This is a genomic window from Vibrio sp. Makdt (genome assembly GCF_027587015.1).
In the GTDB taxonomy this organism is placed as follows: domain Bacteria; phylum Pseudomonadota; class Gammaproteobacteria; order Enterobacterales; family Vibrionaceae; genus Vibrio; species Vibrio chagasii_B.
The window spans coordinates 1-18,783 of record NZ_JAPPTH010000028.1; the positions used below are offsets into that span (position 1 = coordinate 1).

Annotated in this window: 8 protein-coding genes and 1 pseudogene; 2 read left to right on the forward strand and 7 right to left on the reverse strand. The window is 44.0% G+C overall.

The features are described 5' to 3' along the window. The coding region (locus tag OH460_RS23365; protein WP_269999716.1) for an ABC transporter transmembrane domain-containing protein at window positions 1-1,696 on the reverse strand (1,696 nt) is incomplete at its 3' end. 34 nt (window positions 1,697-1,730) lie between these two features. Next, a complete protein-coding gene (locus tag OH460_RS23370; RefSeq protein WP_269999717.1) occupies window positions 1,731-10,910 on the reverse strand; it encodes a T1SS-143 repeat domain-containing protein in 9,180 nt (3,059 codons plus the stop codon). Window positions 10,911-11,161: 251 nt separating this feature from the next. Between OH460_RS23370 and OH460_RS23375 the strand changes: the two genes are divergently transcribed. Continuing rightward, window positions 11,162-13,009, forward strand: coding sequence for a M3 family metallopeptidase (locus OH460_RS23375; RefSeq protein WP_269999718.1), 1,848 nt, complete (start codon window positions 11,162-11,164; stop codon window positions 13,007-13,009). 91 nt (window positions 13,010-13,100) lie between these two features. Here the strand turns inward: OH460_RS23375 and OH460_RS23380 are convergent, their stop codons facing one another. The 3 genes and pseudogenes from OH460_RS23380 to OH460_RS23390 form a co-directional block, all read right to left on the reverse strand. After that, complete coding sequence (locus OH460_RS23380) at window positions 13,101-13,412, reverse strand: hypothetical protein (protein WP_116871321.1); 312 nt, start codon at window positions 13,410-13,412, stop codon at window positions 13,101-13,103. Between the two features lie 193 nt (window positions 13,413-13,605). Continuing rightward, window positions 13,606-14,637, reverse strand: a complete 1,032-nt coding sequence (locus OH460_RS23385; RefSeq protein WP_269999719.1) for a porin — start codon at window positions 14,635-14,637, stop codon at window positions 13,606-13,608. 155 nt (window positions 14,638-14,792) lie between these two features. Continuing rightward, window positions 14,793-14,945 (reverse strand): annotated as a pseudogene (locus OH460_RS23390) (DUF3187 family protein); the annotation flags it as partial. 422 nt (window positions 14,946-15,367) lie between these two features. Here OH460_RS23390 and OH460_RS23395 point away from each other — a divergent pair. After that, the gene (locus tag OH460_RS23395; protein WP_269999720.1) at window positions 15,368-16,162 is read left to right on the forward strand and encodes a response regulator transcription factor; all 795 of its coding nucleotides are present in this window, start codon (window positions 15,368-15,370) and stop codon (window positions 16,160-16,162) included. A gap of 31 nt (window positions 16,163-16,193) precedes the next feature. Here the strand turns inward: OH460_RS23395 and OH460_RS23400 are convergent, their stop codons facing one another. Then, window positions 16,194-17,027, reverse strand: coding sequence for a RecX family transcriptional regulator (locus OH460_RS23400; protein WP_061032233.1), 834 nt, complete (start codon window positions 17,025-17,027; stop codon window positions 16,194-16,196). 149 nt (window positions 17,028-17,176) lie between these two features. Next, window positions 17,177-18,781, reverse strand: a complete 1,605-nt coding sequence (locus tag OH460_RS23405; RefSeq protein WP_269999721.1) for a mechanosensitive ion channel family protein — start codon at window positions 18,779-18,781, stop codon at window positions 17,177-17,179. Window positions 18,782-18,783: the final 2 nt, after the last annotated feature.

The window sequence follows — 18,783 nt, forward strand, 5'->3', positions numbered from 1 at the left end:
TCACGTTATCGTAAACGCTACCAAAGATAAGGTTGGTATTTTGTCCTACCCAGCCCATACCATTTCGCAAGACACTGGTTGGCCACAACTGGCCGTCAATTTCTTGGTAAAACACTTGTCCAGTACTCGGTAAATACTGACGAGCAATAATCGATAATAGTGTGGTTTTACCGGCACCAGCCGCACCAATAACACCCACTCGCTCACCCGGCTTGATCTCTAGTGAGATGTCCTTCAATACAGGGCTTTGCGTCTCTGGATAAGAGAAGGTCACTTCATCAAGCCTCACCCCACCATCAAAGTCACCCTTGTCTATCACTTGGTGTTTCGACTCTTCCTGAGGCAGCTCCATTATCTGGTTCAAGCCTTCAACCGCCGAACGGGTTTGCTGAAATCTCAACATAAGAAGAGAAAGTTGATTGACCGAACTCGCGGCTCTGCCACTCAACATCACCACAGCAATCAAGCCACCCATGCTCAATAAGCCTTCAGAGATCTGATAAACACCGAAGATGATCAGCGTGATGGTGACAATCTGCTGACTTGATTGAATTGAGTGGGTCACGATATTTGAGTAATGGCGAGACTGAGTCTGCCATTGAGATAGCGAGGAGATCGTCTGCTCCCAACGCTTTTGAGTAACACCTTCAGCGTTGTTCTGCTTGATATCTGGAAGTGTTGTTAAACAATCGAACAGCTGTGCTTGTCTTTGTGTCGACAGACGCGCGGTTTCATCAAACGTCTTTTCTACTTTGCCCTTCATGGCAATGCTGAGCACGATAAGCACCAACATAATAGCGACAGGAATAAACATCATCGCACCACCAAGCCACCCGATAAGTAAAAGGAACAGCAAGGTGAATGGCAGGTCGACTAAGGTCACCAAAGAAATGGAAGTGAAGAAATCTTTTACGCTGTCGAAGTCTTGAAGCTGCCGTGCGAATGCACCTACCGATTGCGGTCGGTTTTCGAGCTTCATTCCAAGGACTTTTGAGAATAGTTGAGAAGACAGCTTATTGTCTATATAGCGCCCTGCCATGTCCGTCACAGAGCTTCGTGAGCTTCTCAATACCCAATCAAAAATAACCACGATACCAACGCCTGCGGCCAGTACCCAAAGCGTGTTAAACGCTTGGTTTGGTACCACACGATCGTATACGTTCATGGTAAACAGCGGAACGACTAGTGCCAATACGTTAATCAAGAACGAAGCGATAAACAGGTCTCGGTACCAAGGTTTCACTTCTTTGACCACACGCCAAAGCCAGCGCGTATTTGATTTACTATCACTGCGCTCATGTGCCTGAACACGGGCGTCATCAAGCGCTTGAGCACCGACTTGCCAAACGTACGATTCGACTTGTGCGACCAACTCTTTTAACGAGATAGTCTGACTAGAATCAGTTTCACAATCTAAAACATCAAAGTCATCACCAGCGCCTTGGGTAACAACTACGGGAGCTCCTGTCGCTGATTTCACAGCAACAACCGGAAACTGACATTGAGTCAGCAACTCTTTTTTTACATGACTCAGAGTCAACCCTGATTTCTCAATCGCTCTTGGGAAAAGGGACTCATTAAGCCTTCCTTGGTCTAAAGGTAGGCCAGACACTACTTTGGACGGGTGGCTACGCACATTAAAATGCTCGCATAACCACTCCACACAACCTAGCCAGCTGTCTTTTTGTTCTACCAATCTAAAACTTCCTTTTATAGACTGTACATCTAACTTACAGCGTTAAATTATTGTCTTCTATCATTTTTTGTAAAATTTGTGCTTCTAATGCACTGCTGCTATCACCCTGATACAAATCGTCATACGTCACATCGGCGAGCAAGATATTTTGTTGGACGTCATCGTCTCCATTGGCCTTGATCGAAATCGTTACGCCTTCCGTTGATTCTTCTAGATCGAGGTACTGTGTCGCACCAATGCCCGTCGCGATACCTAAGCCACCCAGGATTCCTGACAAATCAATCGCATCCGTGTCTGGTGAGGCATCAAAATCTTGAACCACATCGAAGCTCGGCGCATCTGCACTGCCTAAACCTGAAGATTCAAATACAAAGCTATCCGAGCCTGTACCACCAATTAGCAAATCATTGTCATCTGTTGCGGTAATCGTAGAGTCACCTTCCGCCACAAACTCAACCGATACGGTTTGTGGGAGCCCAACCGCTTGGTTATTGCCAATTTCTGCTGATGGTTCAATCGTTAGATCAAATTGATCACCACTGTTGTAGCCCCCGGTAATCGCTAGATTAGGCACATCCGCTAATTCCACGACATACTGACCATCAACCATAGAACCATGCGAGAAAGTTAAACCTGCTGGGATGTCATAAATGGTAATAAAACCTTCTTCTGAATCGGCAGGGTTAACCAGAGAAAGGTCTAAACCAAGAGGAATCGTGCCGCTTGCTTCAGCGACAATTGATGGGTATTCAAGGCTTAGCAACGGAGCATCGGGCTCTGGTGTAATCACCAAGGTCATATCTTGTGAACTTGGTTCGCCAGTATCTGTGACCAAATTACCAAGCACCGTATTTTGGTCAACCGTTTGACCAGTGATCGTAATATCAAGGTTGCCCCAAGCGTCGCCAGCAAAGAACTCTAGCTCATCAACAGAACTTGCTTTAACGAGGATCGTAGCTTGTATAATGCCGCCAACATTAGTGAAAGAGCTTGTTTCAGAACCAATGCGAATTCTATCGAGCCCAGTTAAACCCGAAGGGTCCGAAGTCCCATTCACCGTGACTGTAATTAATAAGAACTCATCACTGTTGGTCTCGAAACTATTCGCATCAAGCGGAATAACAATGCCTTCATCTTCGCTTCCCGTCATCTGTTCAGGTAGGTCGAAGAATTCCACCTTGTCACCGATAGGATTCACCCCTACGGTAAATTCAGATTCGGTATAACGAATTTCTGTGGTACCGATTTCTTGAGTGATGGCCTCAAGCACAAGGTCCATATCACCACTGAAATCTCTTGGCGGCATAATAACTAAGTTAGCCAACTGGCTTGGATCTAATTGCCACTCATAAGTAGGGTTGCCGTTGAAGGTACCGCCATCTGCGCCGTTATTTGGAACCAACTCATATGAGTCCCCCACTTTTATCGCAACGACAGCCCCTTCAGGCACACCTTTTAGTGCCAAAGACATATTTTCAGAGCCATCTTGGTCAATCAGTTCTGCACTGAGTGAGGACAATGAGATATAAGTGTCTTCATCACCAATAATGTCTTGTGTGACCAAATTAGCCTCATCCGCGACTGGCTCAACAGTGATAGTCACCACTGTGGTTTTATCTTGCGTATCGGTTTCAGTAACACAATCAGCCTCATCGGTAATATTGGCTGTCACAGTCAGGGTAATCTCACCACTGTAATGTTCAGGAGGTGTGACTAACACATCACTCAATCGGCTAGGGTCTGTAACCGTCCATGTACCGTTACCATTATCAACCAACAAACCTGTATCTGAAGGACTTTCCGACAGCGTACCGCCGTTTGATACCGTGATGGTCAAAGAGTTAACGGTCTCTTTACCGGTCGCACTATTACCCTCACCAGTGATTAGCTGACCGTCTTCGACACTGTCACCTAACACAAGCTCGAGGTTAAGGTCTGTCGCTGTATCTTCTTTAATTGTAGTGGAGTCAGCTTCCACCGTAATGTCATCAACAACAGGTAGAACTTGAATGCTAATTGTCTGTTCTGTGGTGACGGTCTGACCGTTACATGGCGAGGTCTCAATGGTCTCTATCGTAAAGTCGATACAACCAGCAAAGTCTTCATCCAATCCGGTGAGGGTTAACTTTGACAAGCCATCAGCAGTAATCGAGTAACCAACAATTTCACCTGATGCATCATATTCTGCAATCACACCATCACCAGAAATTTCTACGCCTTCTGGCAGTGAGTCTGCTGGAATATAGAAAGAAATTTCATTGTCAGGGTCGCTCGCCACATCGGTATTTAGCAAGCCCGTTAAGTCGATATCTTCACCTTCGGGAGTCTTAATCTCACCATCAGGTTGAATTGGGCTAGGTGGTCCCACAGGGTCACAAGAGCCTCCACCGCCATCATGCCCAGTGATCTGAATTTGAAATGAGGTATTAATGTACTTCGAGTCTTCGCCATCTATAACACGAGCTCGGACAACGATATCTAAAACCGGCGTATCACTCGGGCTAGAGATTGTCATACCACTCAAGATCTCTTGGGCTAGTTCCTGAATAGAATCACTCGTCAGCCCATTGGCCGAAATAATCCAGTTACCTGAACCATCTTGGGCAGCACCATTAGGGTGATCGATAATCAAAGAATAACCGTCAGGCACATCGATCAAGATGTAATCTAAGTACTCTGAGCCATCTATATCAGCATCAACAAAAGTGACCGCGTCCGATACATTAACTGGAGAGCCATCATCGCTGATGTATATTTGCCCAGAACTTTCTAAACGAGTATCTAATTCAACTCTCGCATCGACAGTGACACTAATTGTACCTGAAATGTCTTTTACATCCGTTGCCCCTGTTGGCGAGGTGTCAGTCACTTCATAGGTAATTGGTATTGTGAACGTGCCACTCAAATCTTCGGTTGCGGTTACCGACAATCTGCCACTGTTTAAAAGGTCTGAAAGGGTTGGCGTTGTGCTATCTAATAGACTCTCTAAATCTAAACCTGAAGCAGGCACTTCAATCACACTGCCATCAAAGTAAAGAGTCAGATCAGCAGGAAGACTATCAATGACATACCCCGTCAAGGACTCACTGCCATCCACATCTTGATTCACCGATGGCTCTAGGTTCAAACCTATTTGGCTGTCTTCGATGCCTTGAGTGCTAACGACTTGACCATCTTCTTGATCAACGACAGGGGCTAGTTCTACCTTTAAGGTCATCGGAAATTCGCCTGAATCACCATCAGGTTCTGTTGATATAGCAATGACTGTGAGCTCTAATTCACCACTGAAGTCAGGTACTGGCTTGAGGTACAAGTCGTTCAGTTGAGCGTTAGAAACTTGGAAGACTGGCCCTGTGACATCATCAATATAAGCAATTGTTAGCGATACTGGCTCTCCCAACGCATCTACCAGCAAAGTGCCCTCAGGGATGTTAGTGAGCAGTATGTTGATCTCTTCTGACACATCGTCGTCCGAAGTTTGGACAACAAAATCCAGTCGGATCAAACCATCTTCATTAAGCACCGATTGATTGCTGATAACTTTAGTATCGCTATCGTATTCCCAGTGCGCATTGCCCCCATCCACAACGATCGGCTCATCTACCACACCTTTAAGGAAAATATTGATGGTTTCAGTGTCGCTAACCGCCGTCACATTAATAGGCGCTAGCGAGTCAATAGTCGATTCATAAGAGACGGCCGTTACCTTAATGTATAGGTCTTCTGTAAATGAACTGATGTCTTCTTTTGGTATTAAATAAGCGGTGCCGTTCTCTATCGCTTCTGCAGATACCAGATAAGTGTTAGGACCAATCAGATCAAATAACCCACCTTGAATTGACCATCCGTCTTTTACTTCAATTTGATAGCTTAAGGATTCGGAGCCATCGGTATCAGTCAGCGCACCACTAATTACGTTCTTCAGGAAAATGTTCTCATCTTCCAAACCTTTGTAATCTTTGACAGATAGAATTGGTTTATCCGCATCAGGAGAGATCTCTACGATGACAGTATGAACATTATCAGCCGTTTTATCGGCAGGATCAGCGAAGGAGTTTCCGGATTCAGTGGCAATTGCAGTAATTTCGAATTCAAATCGACCCGCTAAGTTTTCATCAGCTCTGATTTCCATTTTGTCGATTTGATTCTGAGTGTACTCCTTACCCTCTTTAACGACATTTCCATTCAAGGTGATATTCAGACCATCAGGAATACCACTTATCGTATAAGTCAGCGTTTCCGACGAATCTTGGTCAACGAGTTGAGCGGTAATATCAAGCTTAATAGGGTCGGCGTCATCTTCCACAGATTGATAAGTGAAGACCGAGTCAGACCAATCCGGTGCGTCAGCTACAGGTAAAACAGAAACAGCAATATCAGCGGTGAGCTCTTTTGGTACCGTGTCGGTACTAATGATGGCATTGATTGCCAAAATAACCGTCGACGTAGTATTAGATTCATGAAGCGCAGGGCGATAGGTTAACTGCCCGTTCGGCCCCGTAAACTGACTATCAATCATCGTCAGCTGGCTTCCAGATAAGGTGACCTTGCCGTCAACAACTTGAAGCAATACCCCATCAAGATACAAGCTACCGCCATTTAATGATGCTTCGGAGAACTCGATAGCGGTAACGGTTTCACTTTGGTCAATATCACCCGTTGAGACACTGACGACAATTATCGCATCATTATCTTCTGTGGTTTCTGAGTCTTCATAACGAATGAAACCTTCGTTATCGTCCAGAACAAGCTCTGCGTTACTGGTGACTTCATCGCCATCCGCATCTCGGACCAAGTAATCAATGTCATCAACGATCTTAGGATCATCTGGATCCGTCGTTACGTTAGGATTCGTAGTGAGCTGGTAGCTACCATCAGGTGAAAGCGTAAACTGTCCATAAGTCGATCCACCATCATAATCATTAATCAAGTTGATCGTGATTGGCGTGCCTGCATTATCAAACGTATAAGTAACATTACGATAAGTGAAGCTAACGATTTCTGCACCGTCGGCGCCAGCAAACTCTTCGGTTAAGAATTGCCCAGTAAGGTTATCACCCTCAACCATTTCAATAGAACCATCTCGAGCAGTTGGAACATCATCTTTTACGTTGACAGAATAAGTAGCAGGATCTGAGCTGTCTCCATCCGCATCGTTCACCACCAACTCGAAATTAAGCGCTAAGTTATTCTCGCCATTATTACCATATGCGTGATCTAGTGGTGCATAGAGATCAAACTCAGTGGTCCCGTCAGTATTAAAGCGAATCCTAAATACGTTATTGCCGTCAGTATCTTGCCCGTAATACCAACCATCAGAATCAACAGCTTGGAGGGAGATCGCTTTCCCAGCGCTAGTGTAGCTTAGTGCATCAAATGCTGCGGTGTTGACCGTGACAGAAACAACATCATCAGAGCCTTCAATAATACCTAAAGAAGGACTGCTATCTTCGACTCCAATTTGCTGACCATCTCCCAGCAAACCATCTTCATCGACTGAGATGCTTCCAGTCACCAAAATTTCAGGATCTTTACCGTCATAGATTTTAATATCAGACTCTTGCGTGTCTCTCGAACCATCGGAATCAATGGTGACGATAGAAGCTGGAATCGTCAGTTCGGTGTCTTTAGAACCTGAGCCATGATCAATGGACTGATACAGTTCAATAACGACGTCAACGCTTGTTGAACCATTGGCTTCAAGGCTGAAGCTATCTGGTAATTTGATTCTGAAAACAGCATCGCCATTACCAAGAACTGCATCAAAGGTACCATTACCGTTATCACGCCAAGTCAGCGCCTCACCATTGCTGGTTACCGCTACACCATCGCTATCAAGAACAGCTTGGCCCGTGGTCACATCCAGACCTAAGAAAACCAGAGGGTCATTGCCCGCGGTAACGGCTAAGCTCACGTTTGCTGTTGACCCAACTCCCGATGGAGTACTATCAGCAACAGGAATTTCACTCAATTCAACCATTCCAGAACCGATCGTTGGCTCGCCGCCATCAGTCACTGATACATTCAAGGTTAACTTGGTTTCATCGTTGTCATCATCTCTGGCGGTAACAACAAATGGAAGTTCGTCTGTAATGTTATCTTGGTCGAGTCCCTTAAAGAGTTCAAAAGTATAAGTAACATCAGTATCCGCCTCACCAGAAGGAGAGGTAAAGCTCAAGGTGAATGCTTTATTGTCAGCACTTTCAGAGCCAACATAGCCAATAAGTTCACTTCCATCCGCAGAGACCACATAAATGATCTGTACACCGCCACTAAATAACTGCGGCTGATCTGCAGCATCGAAAAAGACTGACTCGACAAAATCACTCCCGACGTTGAGATTAAAAATACCAGTATCAGAGACACTGCCACTAATAAGATCAGATTCGTCCACAGCAGCATTGCCAGTTGAAGTTAATACCGGATCAACCCCATCCTGGATAATCCAATCAAATTGCCCTTGCTCTAAAGCAGTACCATCTAAATCTTCCCCATCAATAGTAAGTGGTAAAGTAATAGAATCGTTGCTGATCAGGTGGTTTATAGGCTGCTCTAACACTAAAGTGACATCTGCTAGAACATCAATCCCACTGGCAACTGCGCTCAACGATAGCGTGAATATCGTTTCACCATTTGCTTGTGCGGTAATCGTTTTACCATCATTGGCTAACGTGTAAGTTAGAGGAAACTCCTCATCCCCAGTCGTCAAGCCCAGGGCATTTAACTGCACTAAGGTATTGGCATTAAATACAATCGAGGCGGGATCTGGATTGTCTGAACCTGCGGAAACAGTAAACTGACCGACGACAGTTTGTACACCGTCCGAAACATCCGTTTCAGTGGTAGTCGCACCTCCGTCTACTATTTGTCCCGCATCACCATCGAAAATATCGATAACCGCGGTGCCGTGACCAGAGTCCCCACTATTATCGCCAGCTACATAATCAAATGTAATACTCTGATCGATTGTATGATCCAGGTTCCTATCTGCGACAAAGTTCCAATGACCATTTGCAAATACTGTCAAAACCCCTTTCGCAGTATCAAATGAAACTGGAGAGCTTCCCGAAATATTTTTGACAACCCCATTGACCTCGACACTCGTGATAGTTAATGCTCCATCAAGGTCAAAATCATTGTCTAACACATTCCCCGACGTCGTCTTTCCTTCAACTACGTCGTAAGACTCGCCAAATATCAGAGGCTCGGAGTCTTTAATAACAATAGGCAAATGACCAATAACGAGCTCAGTGGTGCCGTCAGCATCTGTCTGTAACCCCTCAATTAACAGAGCCGTCTGAATTGAATCGAGCCCAGCCTGCTGGTCAATCGCCTTGTAAAAATTGATAATTACATCACTGCCAGAGATTGAGGCATCGAAGACTCTTACCCCATCGCTTCTCACTCCCATCAGACCCTGTTGGCCAGCGAAGACTGTAACTTCGATTGATCGTCCTTGGGATGTTAGAGACTCTAGGAGACCTTGTTCTTGGCTTAAAGAAAAATCAGCAAACTCAATCCGTATATCCGACGACTGGCTTTCATTCCCGAAGATCCCGACAATAGTTTCCGAAAACACCACAGATTCAGGAAGAATAATCGTTGGCATGTCATCGACGGCTTCGTTGCCGACGGTATTGAAAACTTTTGCGTCAATCGTCCATTCTGCAGATGAATCTAGGGCAGAAATATCAATATTTTCCACCAGCCAGTTACCCGCAGAATCAACAACACCTTCAAAGACTAGTGTCTGAGTCCCATCGCTTACTTCAATGTAAACCGGGAGCCCTTCTGCAACATTGGTTGTACCCTGCATGGTGGTAAGTTGGCCACTACGAAATGCCAAAATACTAAAGCCATCTAACGTATCAATATCAATAACTGGCGAAACAGTATCAATAACAATGACCCCTGCACTATTTACTGCATTCGCTGGGTTACCTGCGATATCAATAGTGTCAGCCTCAATAGAAATACTGCCATCTGCAAAGCTCGTTAAATCGACGCCTTCGACAGACCAAGCACCACTCACAACCGTTGCCGTTAGAACGATCACGTTGGTGGTGCTGTCTGAAATTCGGATGTTGACCGTTTGGCCATCCTCAACATTTTGTACCGTACCAAAGAATTTGGCAGATTGGATTTCGAAACTATTGAGAACACCATCGCCGCCATCATCAACACTTGCAGTGATGCTCGCCAGCGTATCTTTGACAATGGTGTCCGTCGCTGTGGTTGGGTTTCCGGCGATATCGATGGTGTTAGCAATCACCGACAGCTCCCCTTCCGCAAAACTTGAATAGTCTTGAAGGGTGAGAGTCCATGTACCACCCGATACAGTCGTTGTGTATTCTTGGGTGAGGCCTTGGCTATCAGTAATGGAAATGCTTATCGTCTGACCGTCTTCAACATTGGCAACGGTGCCGACTAGCGCTCCGTTGGCAATTTCGAACTGGTTGTAAAACTCATCACCAAAACCATCAAAATCGACATCGATTGTGGCTAGGGTGTCTTTGATTGTTGAGTCATTAGCTGCAATGCTATTGCCAAACTCATCAGCAATCACCGCATCGACCTTGAGATCACCCTCAGTTAATGAAGAGAGATCAACGCCGTTTACCACATAGGTTTCATCGATTGTGGTTGCCGTTGTGGTTACCGTATTACCATTAATGTCAGTGATCGTTAGAAGAACGGTACGCCCGTCTCGAACATCAACAGCGGTCCCCGTTATCGTGACTGAAGGTACTTCGAACTGGTTTTCGTACCCATCACCGCCATCTAAAATATCAACGGTTAATACAGCACTCGGTAAAAGTATGTCGAGGTTGCCTTCATTCGATGTTGTGTCGTCTTCAAAGTATTCTGTTGGTCGAGTATCAAAACCGGCTTCTGCCAGGGTTTCGTCTAGTGTAGATCGGACATAGGCGATAAAAGAGGCACTAGCGCTAGGTTGGTCGTTTGAAGCACTCGGCTGTTCTGGCGAGCTTTCAATGTTGTTTACAAGCTGTGTCACCACCTTTTCCAACTGTTGTTCTACAGCTTCTATTTGTGGTTCTGTCAGAGGTTGAGTCTGGTCCAAGTTTTGAGATTGAATACTCACCATTTGCACGCCATCGACCTTCGCTTGCGCAGCAGGTAATGGCTGCCAAGTACCGTCAGGAAATACCTGCCAAATTACCCCGCCAACTTCGATATATAAAATAGGATCCATCCTAAACCTCTTCCTTACACAACGCTGACATGAGAGCATCAATGCGCTCAATAAAAGACTAAAAAATCAGCAAAAACACTCTAATAAATACTAGCAAACAACAAATCTTTAACAGTTAATTAATTACCATTGATACGCTGTAAAGTAAACCGATATGCTGTGACTTTCATTCAGTTATATCTAACGTCACAAAATACATTCAGTGAATGTGTCATAATGTTGAAATTACTGGTTAATTTTCAAGGAATGTCATGACGGCAACGAACTACCTCAACCAACTGAATCACAAGTATCTTGCAACTCACAAAACCAAAGAAGACTTCTTTTGGGATACCTACATGGGCATCAGTGACGATCATGATGGCTCAACCCTCGCTCAAACTCAGTGGACCGAGTTTCTGAGCTCTGCTGAACAGATAAAGGCTATCGAAACCCAACTCAGTACCATCGACCAAATTCAAGATCCTCAAGAAAAAGAGAGCACCTTAACTGGGCTAAATGGTTGGTTAGCTACGTTCAAATCACATGCTATCGAATCGCAAGATTCACAAGCGCTAAAGGCCGACCTCATCAAGTTTGAAGGGGAATTGTTTGAGAAAAAGCAAAACCACGTGATGACTTACGTAAATGAAGTGGGACAAGAAACAGAAGGTTCGCTTCCTGTCCTAGGTTCAGCGGTGAGAAGTAACAGTAGTGAGCAAGTTAGACGTTCAGCACACCAAGCCTTATTGGGGCTAGAACAATGGCTACTTGTGAACGGCTTTATTGAACTCATCAAAAAACGTAATAAGTTTGCCCAATCTCTGGGGTTCAAAACGTTTTTCGATTATTCCGTCGTAAAAACGGAGCAGATGACCACTGAGCAACTGTTTGCGATTTTGGACGACTTTGAGGCACGTACCCGAGATAGTCACCAAAAAAGTCTCACCAACTTGGCTGCGCAAAAGGGTCAAAGCGCGCTCGAAGGCCATAACTTCACCTACTCTTTTGCTGGTGACGTGATGAATGACCTCGACCCTTACGTCCCTTTCTCAAAGTCATTGAGACGCTGGGTTGAATCTTTTGGCCGATTAAATATCGAATATTCTCAAGCCACACTGAAGTTGGATCTACTTGATCGTAAAGGCAAGTACCCAAATGGTTTTTGTCATGGACCTATTCCTTCGTTCTATGACCAAGACACTTGGGTGCCAGCTCAAGTCAACTTCACAAGTAACGCTAAGCCCGATCAAGTCGGAAGCGGCTATGATGGAATCAACACTCTGTTTCATGAGGGCGGACACGCGGCACACTTTGCCAACGTCAAAATGAACGCGCCGTGTTTCTCTCAAGAGTTTGCACCGACCTCAATGGCTTACGCGGAAACTCAGTCTATGTTCTGCGATAGCCTTTTAAATGATGCCGATTGGCTAAAACAATACGCAATCAATGATGAAGGTCAGCCAGTACCTGATGAGCTGATTAAAGCGATGATTGACAGCAAGCAGCCATTCAGAGCCTACCAAGAACGCAGTATTCTTGTGGTGCCTTACTTTGAACGAGCGCTGTATGAGATGGCTGAAGAAGATCTTACGCCTGAGAAGATCACAGAGCTCGCTCGTCGTAGCGAAAAAAGCATACTCGGTTTGGATTGCAGCCCACGTCCATTAATGGCGATCCCGCATCTGTTATCAGACGAAGCCTCTTGTGCATACCAAGGTTACTTATTGGCTCACATGGCGGTGTATCAAACGCGAGCTTACTTTACTGACAAGTTTGGTTACTTAACAGATAACCCTGAGATCGGCCCTTTATTGGCTAAGCACTATTGGTATAAAGGCAATAGTGTTAATCACAATGGAACAATAGAAAGCCTGACTGGAGAGGGTTTCAATGCCAAATACCTTGCTGATGAGTGTAACTTAACACCAGATCAAGCATGGGCAATTGAAGAGAAAAAGATCAAACAACTGGCTTCTCGTGAACGTGCACAAATCACCGATTTAAATGCGAAAATATCGATCGTCGACGGCGCAACTGAATTAGCGAATAATGAAGAGTCGAATGAACAAATGTGTGATGATTTTGAGCGTTTTATTGTTGAAAAATACGGACGATAATCAACGTTTCCAATTCACTATCACTCGTTGATTAAACCTTAGAAAGTAAAAAGGACGATATTAATCGTCCTTTTTATTTTCAATATTGGCATTACGCCGTAGCGCACGCCGAGCGTGTTTCGGTATCAAATTCAATATCAACCGATTCAACGCTTCTCAAAGACTTTCTATGAATGCCATATACTTGTCCAGTCAAAACAATATAAAACTTTTCAGTTTTCAGTAAGTTCCATGCTTCATCTAAAGATTCTGCGTAGACTTTGTTTTGTGAGTCTTGTGGACGAGTACCAGCAGCTCTTCCATGTTTACGTGCCAATTCGAACAATCCATTTCGATTAGGCTTGCACGTAAACAGAGTCTCATTGCCATAAATGACACCCTTGCCAGATATGCTCTTAACCATTTTGTTTCTCCAGATAATAATCCACTCGTAACGCTTGAGTGGCATACCACATGTCGAACAGTGGATGCTTAAGCTGCGCAAAGAAGAGAATATGGTGTAAAGACCGGGCAGCAATTACACCATGACGTTCAGTCTCAATATTCGAGTTTTAAAGTCTTAGGCTCTCAAGCGCGCCTAAGCCTCGACACTACTCTTAGAAGTAGTAGTAAGCAGCTGCGAATACGTGTGTTTCTTCGTCGTATTGCGTGTTACCAATTGAGCGTGCACCTTCGATATCTTGTTTAATATCAATACCCATGTCTGCGTTATCAGCAATACGGTACATAGCTGCAACGTTGATGTACGAAGAGTCGACATCTGATAGGTTATCTTCTTCGTTAGTATTGAAAGCGTAACCGGCTGCAATCGTTAGGTCATCAGACAATGTGTAACCGCCAGAGAAGTAGAAGCCTGTATTCTTCATCTCATCGTTTTGATCGATCCAAGAGTTAAGACCTAGCTTCATTGAACCTAACTTCATGCTGCCAGTTACTGTGTATACTTCGTAATCTTTCTCATCGTCACGAGCTTCGTAACCCGCGTATACGCTAAATACTTCTTGCTCGATACCGATGTAGCCGTTAACGCCTTTATCTGCGTCGTTATGGTCATCATCAGTCTCAAAGTAAGAGATTGCGTAAGCAATACTGTTAGTTGCGCCTTGGAACTTAACGACGTTGAATGCATCAGAAGCGTCGCCAGCAGAAGCACCAAACTCGTAAGTGTTATCACCAGCTCCGTCAATTTTATCTAGTGCCGTATCGTTTTCCCAACCGAATGAAGCGATACCGTAACCAGTGTCGAAACCTAACCACGCTTTATCAACATCTGTCGCTGGGCCTGTATCAATGCCATTCACCCAACCAGATGTTGCTGCGTCTTTCGCTGCAACGTTATTGTCAGTTGTGTAGTTCAGCATCATGTCTGTTTCGAAGTAACCAACAAAACGGTTGTTACGGTAGCTTACCGCCAGTGTTAGACCAGTCGCCCAGTCATCGTAAAATGCTTTTGAACCGGTGTCGTAGTAACCACCAACACCGAAAGAACCTGCTACTGAGAATTGATCTTTGTGCATAGAATCAAAAGCAAACATCTCTTCATTCTGGCTATTTTGGCTGCTTGTGTTTACAGCGAATGCTGAAGTTGAAATGCTTGCAATCGCAAGTGCTACTAATGTTTTTTTCATGATTACCACTACCTATATATTGATTCGGCCTTGTTAGTCCGGCCTTTTGGAGTGGCGCTATTGTTCAAAAATTACAGTTATTGATATACCGTAAAATTACTGAAATTTTATAGCTAAGATGAATTTGATTAAATAATTATATGTTGATATCGCTTTTATATTGAGAAATGTAAGCCGAGCGTAAAACCGATATCGGTAGTGTTATCCATATTGCGAATGTTCTCAACCATCAAGGCTTCTAAAGCAAGGCGGTACAAACGATAGCGATACCCCACAACCACCTCGTTGGAAGATTCAGAAAAGTCCGGGCACTGGTCGCCCATATACTGGCCTGCGTATAAGAGGACTTAAGCTCAATCGTACCCGCTCTATTTGGCTGAGCGTACGAAGCTGTGTAGAGAGCACGTTCGAGTGAATTGGAGATTGTGCGTAAACAAATATTGGGGAGGCGAATGCATCTGAAAAAGTCAGTACACAGAGAATTAGCGTCAATATTGCTCGCAGTATGCTCACTGTAACTAGCCGAAAAGAAATACCCGATTTTATTAAAAACACTGTTCAATTGATGCAGTAAATATACTGCTTATTGTCGCGCAACATAGAACTAAGAGTTATAAAAAGAATAAAATTAGAACCTATAATGTATATAAGAATCTTATCTTGCACTGCAAAGCTTGAACGAATATCTTCTGTGCCATTGAGTAAATGAATATGTTGATAAAGGTAAAACGTGTCCGCTGTTAACCTAAGTTTTGAACAACTATTAATGAAGCAATCCACTACGCTCATCAATAGTGATCCGAACAACTTTCATGCGACTTGGGCTGAGGCAAGTTTCGATGTACTTAATTGGTTTGGAATTGACCGCTTGACACTTTATCCCAACTCAATGGTATTGCTAGAAGATGGAAAAACGTGTTCCGTGTCCAAAGCACACATTCCACCAATTAATAAACAAAATTATGTTGGTGGAAATTACCTCGATTACTTAAAGCTTTTAAAAACCAGTGAAACTTATCTCGCTTTTACTAAGAGCGAACTCGTTTCAAGTAAAAATTACGTTCTAAAAAAGCTCTACAACGAAGGCGGAAGGTGGCACTGTATCATTCCTTTGCAGTTATTTAACCAACGTTGGGGCGCCCTTTCATTTACTAACTTTAATGATAACAATACAACTTTCGAGCTCGAAGACATTGAACGCTTAAAGCTAGTCTGTGAAATATGGCTTTGTTACTGGCAACATTCAACATTGGCGCGAACGTTAAAACAGAATGAAAACCTATTAGAAGATGATAGTGATAAATTGCTACTGCTCACTAAGAGGCAAACCAAAGTTTTGGCACTTATCGCTCAAGGCCTCAGTGCCAAAGAGTGTGCAGAGCAATTGCATTTGAGCTCAAGAACGATTGAGTCGCACAAGTATCGGATGCTCGGTCTATTGAATTTAAACAATCACAATGAGCTTGTTCAGTTCGCTTTACGTAATGGGTTAGGTATTGCTGAAAATGAAAACACCATTCGATAGCCCTGTTTATCCTTATGATTCAGCACGTAACCTACTCGTTACCTTCACTCAACGCGAACTTTATCTCATCAGATGAAAAACCTTTACGACTGAGCATCGCATAAGCCTTAGAGCGCTCTTTGTGGTCGTTAAGATCGTAAGACTTTTTCTGCAGCTGTTCTAAACAAGACGAGTAGAAGTCCAGTTGCTCTTCGTTGATTAATCGATCGATTAACGCAGATAGCTCGCTAGTGTCGATTTGTCGTTGTTTCAGCTCTTGCTGAATGGCAGTCAACCCCTTCCCTTTTCGTGCGTATTTCAACACTTCTTTCTCCAAATCAGCTTTCTCGGCCTTGATCTGAATATTACTCTTAAGCTCATGAGCTTGTGGATGCTGATCGATCGCGATTTTGACTTGTTGATAGCTGAAGCCACGTTTTTGCAGTGTCGCTACAAGCTTTTCACGGCTCATGGTAAAGCCTGAATAGTAATGATTGATTCGATCGATCAATATCATTTGTTCATCGATGTTTTTATCAGCAGATACCTTATGAATCGCATCGGAAATGACCGAGTCGGTTAGCCCTTTCTTCTTCAACTTTTCAATAATGTATCGCGAGCCAAATTCACCAAAGAAAGCTTGCTCGACAAATTGCTCTGCAAAATCCTGATCAGACTTTAGATACCCGTAACCTTTCAAGTTCCTTAAGGTTTCGTCAATCCAATCTTGATTGTCCGTTTTCACTTTCAGTTTCGCAGTCAACTCACTTTCTGTCATATCCCTCTGGGTTAAGTGCCACATGGCAGAGTTCATGACGCTTTCGATTCGTCGAGCTTTTCTTACTGTTGTTTTTTTTGTGTTAGGGTTTTGCTGTGAATCATCCATTCGATTTCAACTATCCAGACTGAGCCAGCCCCATGATAACGTAATTCTCAGTTGGGTGAAGGGAGATAAGAGAACGAAAATAAGATACGCCAACAAAAAATGGACGCCTATTCAGCGTCCATTTAATTACCACGTTAATCAATGAGTGATTAGCTCTCTTCGTGATTGTATACATGCACATCACGTTGAGGGAATGGAATAGTGATGCCCTCTTCGTCGAAGCGTTTCTTCACGGTTTCCGTCACATCCCAATACACATCCCAGTAATCGTCGGTCTTAACCCATGGTCTTACCACGAAATCGACAGAAGATGTATTTAAGGTATGCAGCTTGATCATGTGCTCTGGTTTTTTTAGCACTAGAGGGTGCGCAACAATGATTTCGTTTAATACTGCTTTCGCCTTATCAATGTCATCAGAATAGCCAATGCCAAATACCATATCGACACGTCGCACACGCTCTGCAGTGATGTTGTTGATCACATCACCCCAAATTTTATTATTTGGAATCACTAGGCGCTGGTTATCGATAGTCTGTACTGTGGTTGATACAAGGCTCATGTCTTTTACCGTGCCTTGAACACCAGCCACTTTCACCATGTCACCCACATCGTACGGGCGGTAGATCAAGATCATCAAACCAGAAGCAAAGTTAGATAGCGTATCTTGCAATGCGAAACCAATGATCACACCGGCAACACCGAAACCGGTTAGTAGTGGTGCTAGCTCTATCCCGATTTGCGACAGCGCGATAAGCAAACCGATAAACACGACTGCTTTCGAGGCAATTGATACAAAGAAGTCCTGCATCAATACACTGAAGTCCATTTTCGAATGCGACACACTCTTACGAACGGTTTTGCGCGCAACGTTCGACAGTAGACGCGTTACATACAAAATACCTAGGAACAGAGCCAGTTTAACAACGAATGATGGCGTGTTCTCGAATGCCCAAGCACTGAATGAACGAAGCCAACCATCTAAAAGCTCCAATGCAACATCAACGTCTAACACATCAGCATTAATGTCTCCCGTTGTCGCCAGCAACACTCGCTTGTATGAGGTCACATCGACGCCAAACGGTTCCATCAGAGAAATTGTCTCTTCTAAGCTGGCCACCATCACGCTCGTGCGTTCACTAAAGCGTTCAAGCTCCTTCTTAATAGTCACTTTCTCTTCTTCGTTAACAAAAGATAAGCGAGCTTCTAAATCTTGTCGCTGCGTATCTGTGTAGAGAATCGCGTTTGTTAAGTATTTAGAACGAGAAACTAGCGCCTTTTTAAGCGTATCTTCCGATGCTGTAACATCGACACCACGCTCTTTTGACCATGCTAATGTTTTAGCGAGCTGCTGGTAGTAGGTGTCCATCATTCCGATTCGTTTCTGAATGCGTAATTCAAGACGCTTCTTAACATCACCTTCAGCCGAACGGTTTTCTTTACTCATTGAAACGATTTTATCTTCGTTCAATGTCAGTAGCTTTTGTAAAAGTTCAACCTGCTGAGCCAGAACGGCATCCAGCCCTTCTTTCTTGTCTGAAGAGAGTTGTGTAAAAATCTCCTCACGTAGCCCTTGGTTTTTGCGTCTCAAAATATCTTCAAGAAAGGGTTTCTCAGCATCATGCGCCGTCTCTAATGTTGCCAGATCGAGCATAAGTTGATCTTGTACTTGTGTTATCTTATCGACACTTTGCGCGAAACTTCCGAACGCGACAAACGTCAACATTAACAATAGACAACGCCAAACCTTCATCATAT

Coding starts and splice junctions, on each gene's coding strand:
- OH460_RS23405 (WP_269999721.1), bottom strand. CDS start 18,781: ATGATGAAGGTTTGGCGTTGTCTATTGTTAATGTTGACGTTTGTCGCG.
- OH460_RS23380 (WP_116871321.1), bottom strand. CDS start 13,412: ATGGTTAAGAGCATATCTGGCAAGGGTGTCATTTATGGCAATGAGACT.
- OH460_RS23375 (WP_269999718.1), top strand. CDS start 11,162: ATGACGGCAACGAACTACCTCAACCAACTGAATCACAAGTATCTTGCA.
- OH460_RS23385 (WP_269999719.1), bottom strand. CDS start 14,637: ATGAAAAAAACATTAGTAGCACTTGCGATTGCAAGCATTTCAACTTCA.
- OH460_RS23400 (WP_061032233.1), bottom strand. CDS start 17,027: ATGGATGATTCACAGCAAAACCCTAACACAAAAAAAACAACAGTAAGA.
- OH460_RS23370 (WP_269999717.1), bottom strand. CDS start 10,910: ATGGATCCTATTTTATATATCGAAGTTGGCGGGGTAATTTGGCAGGTA.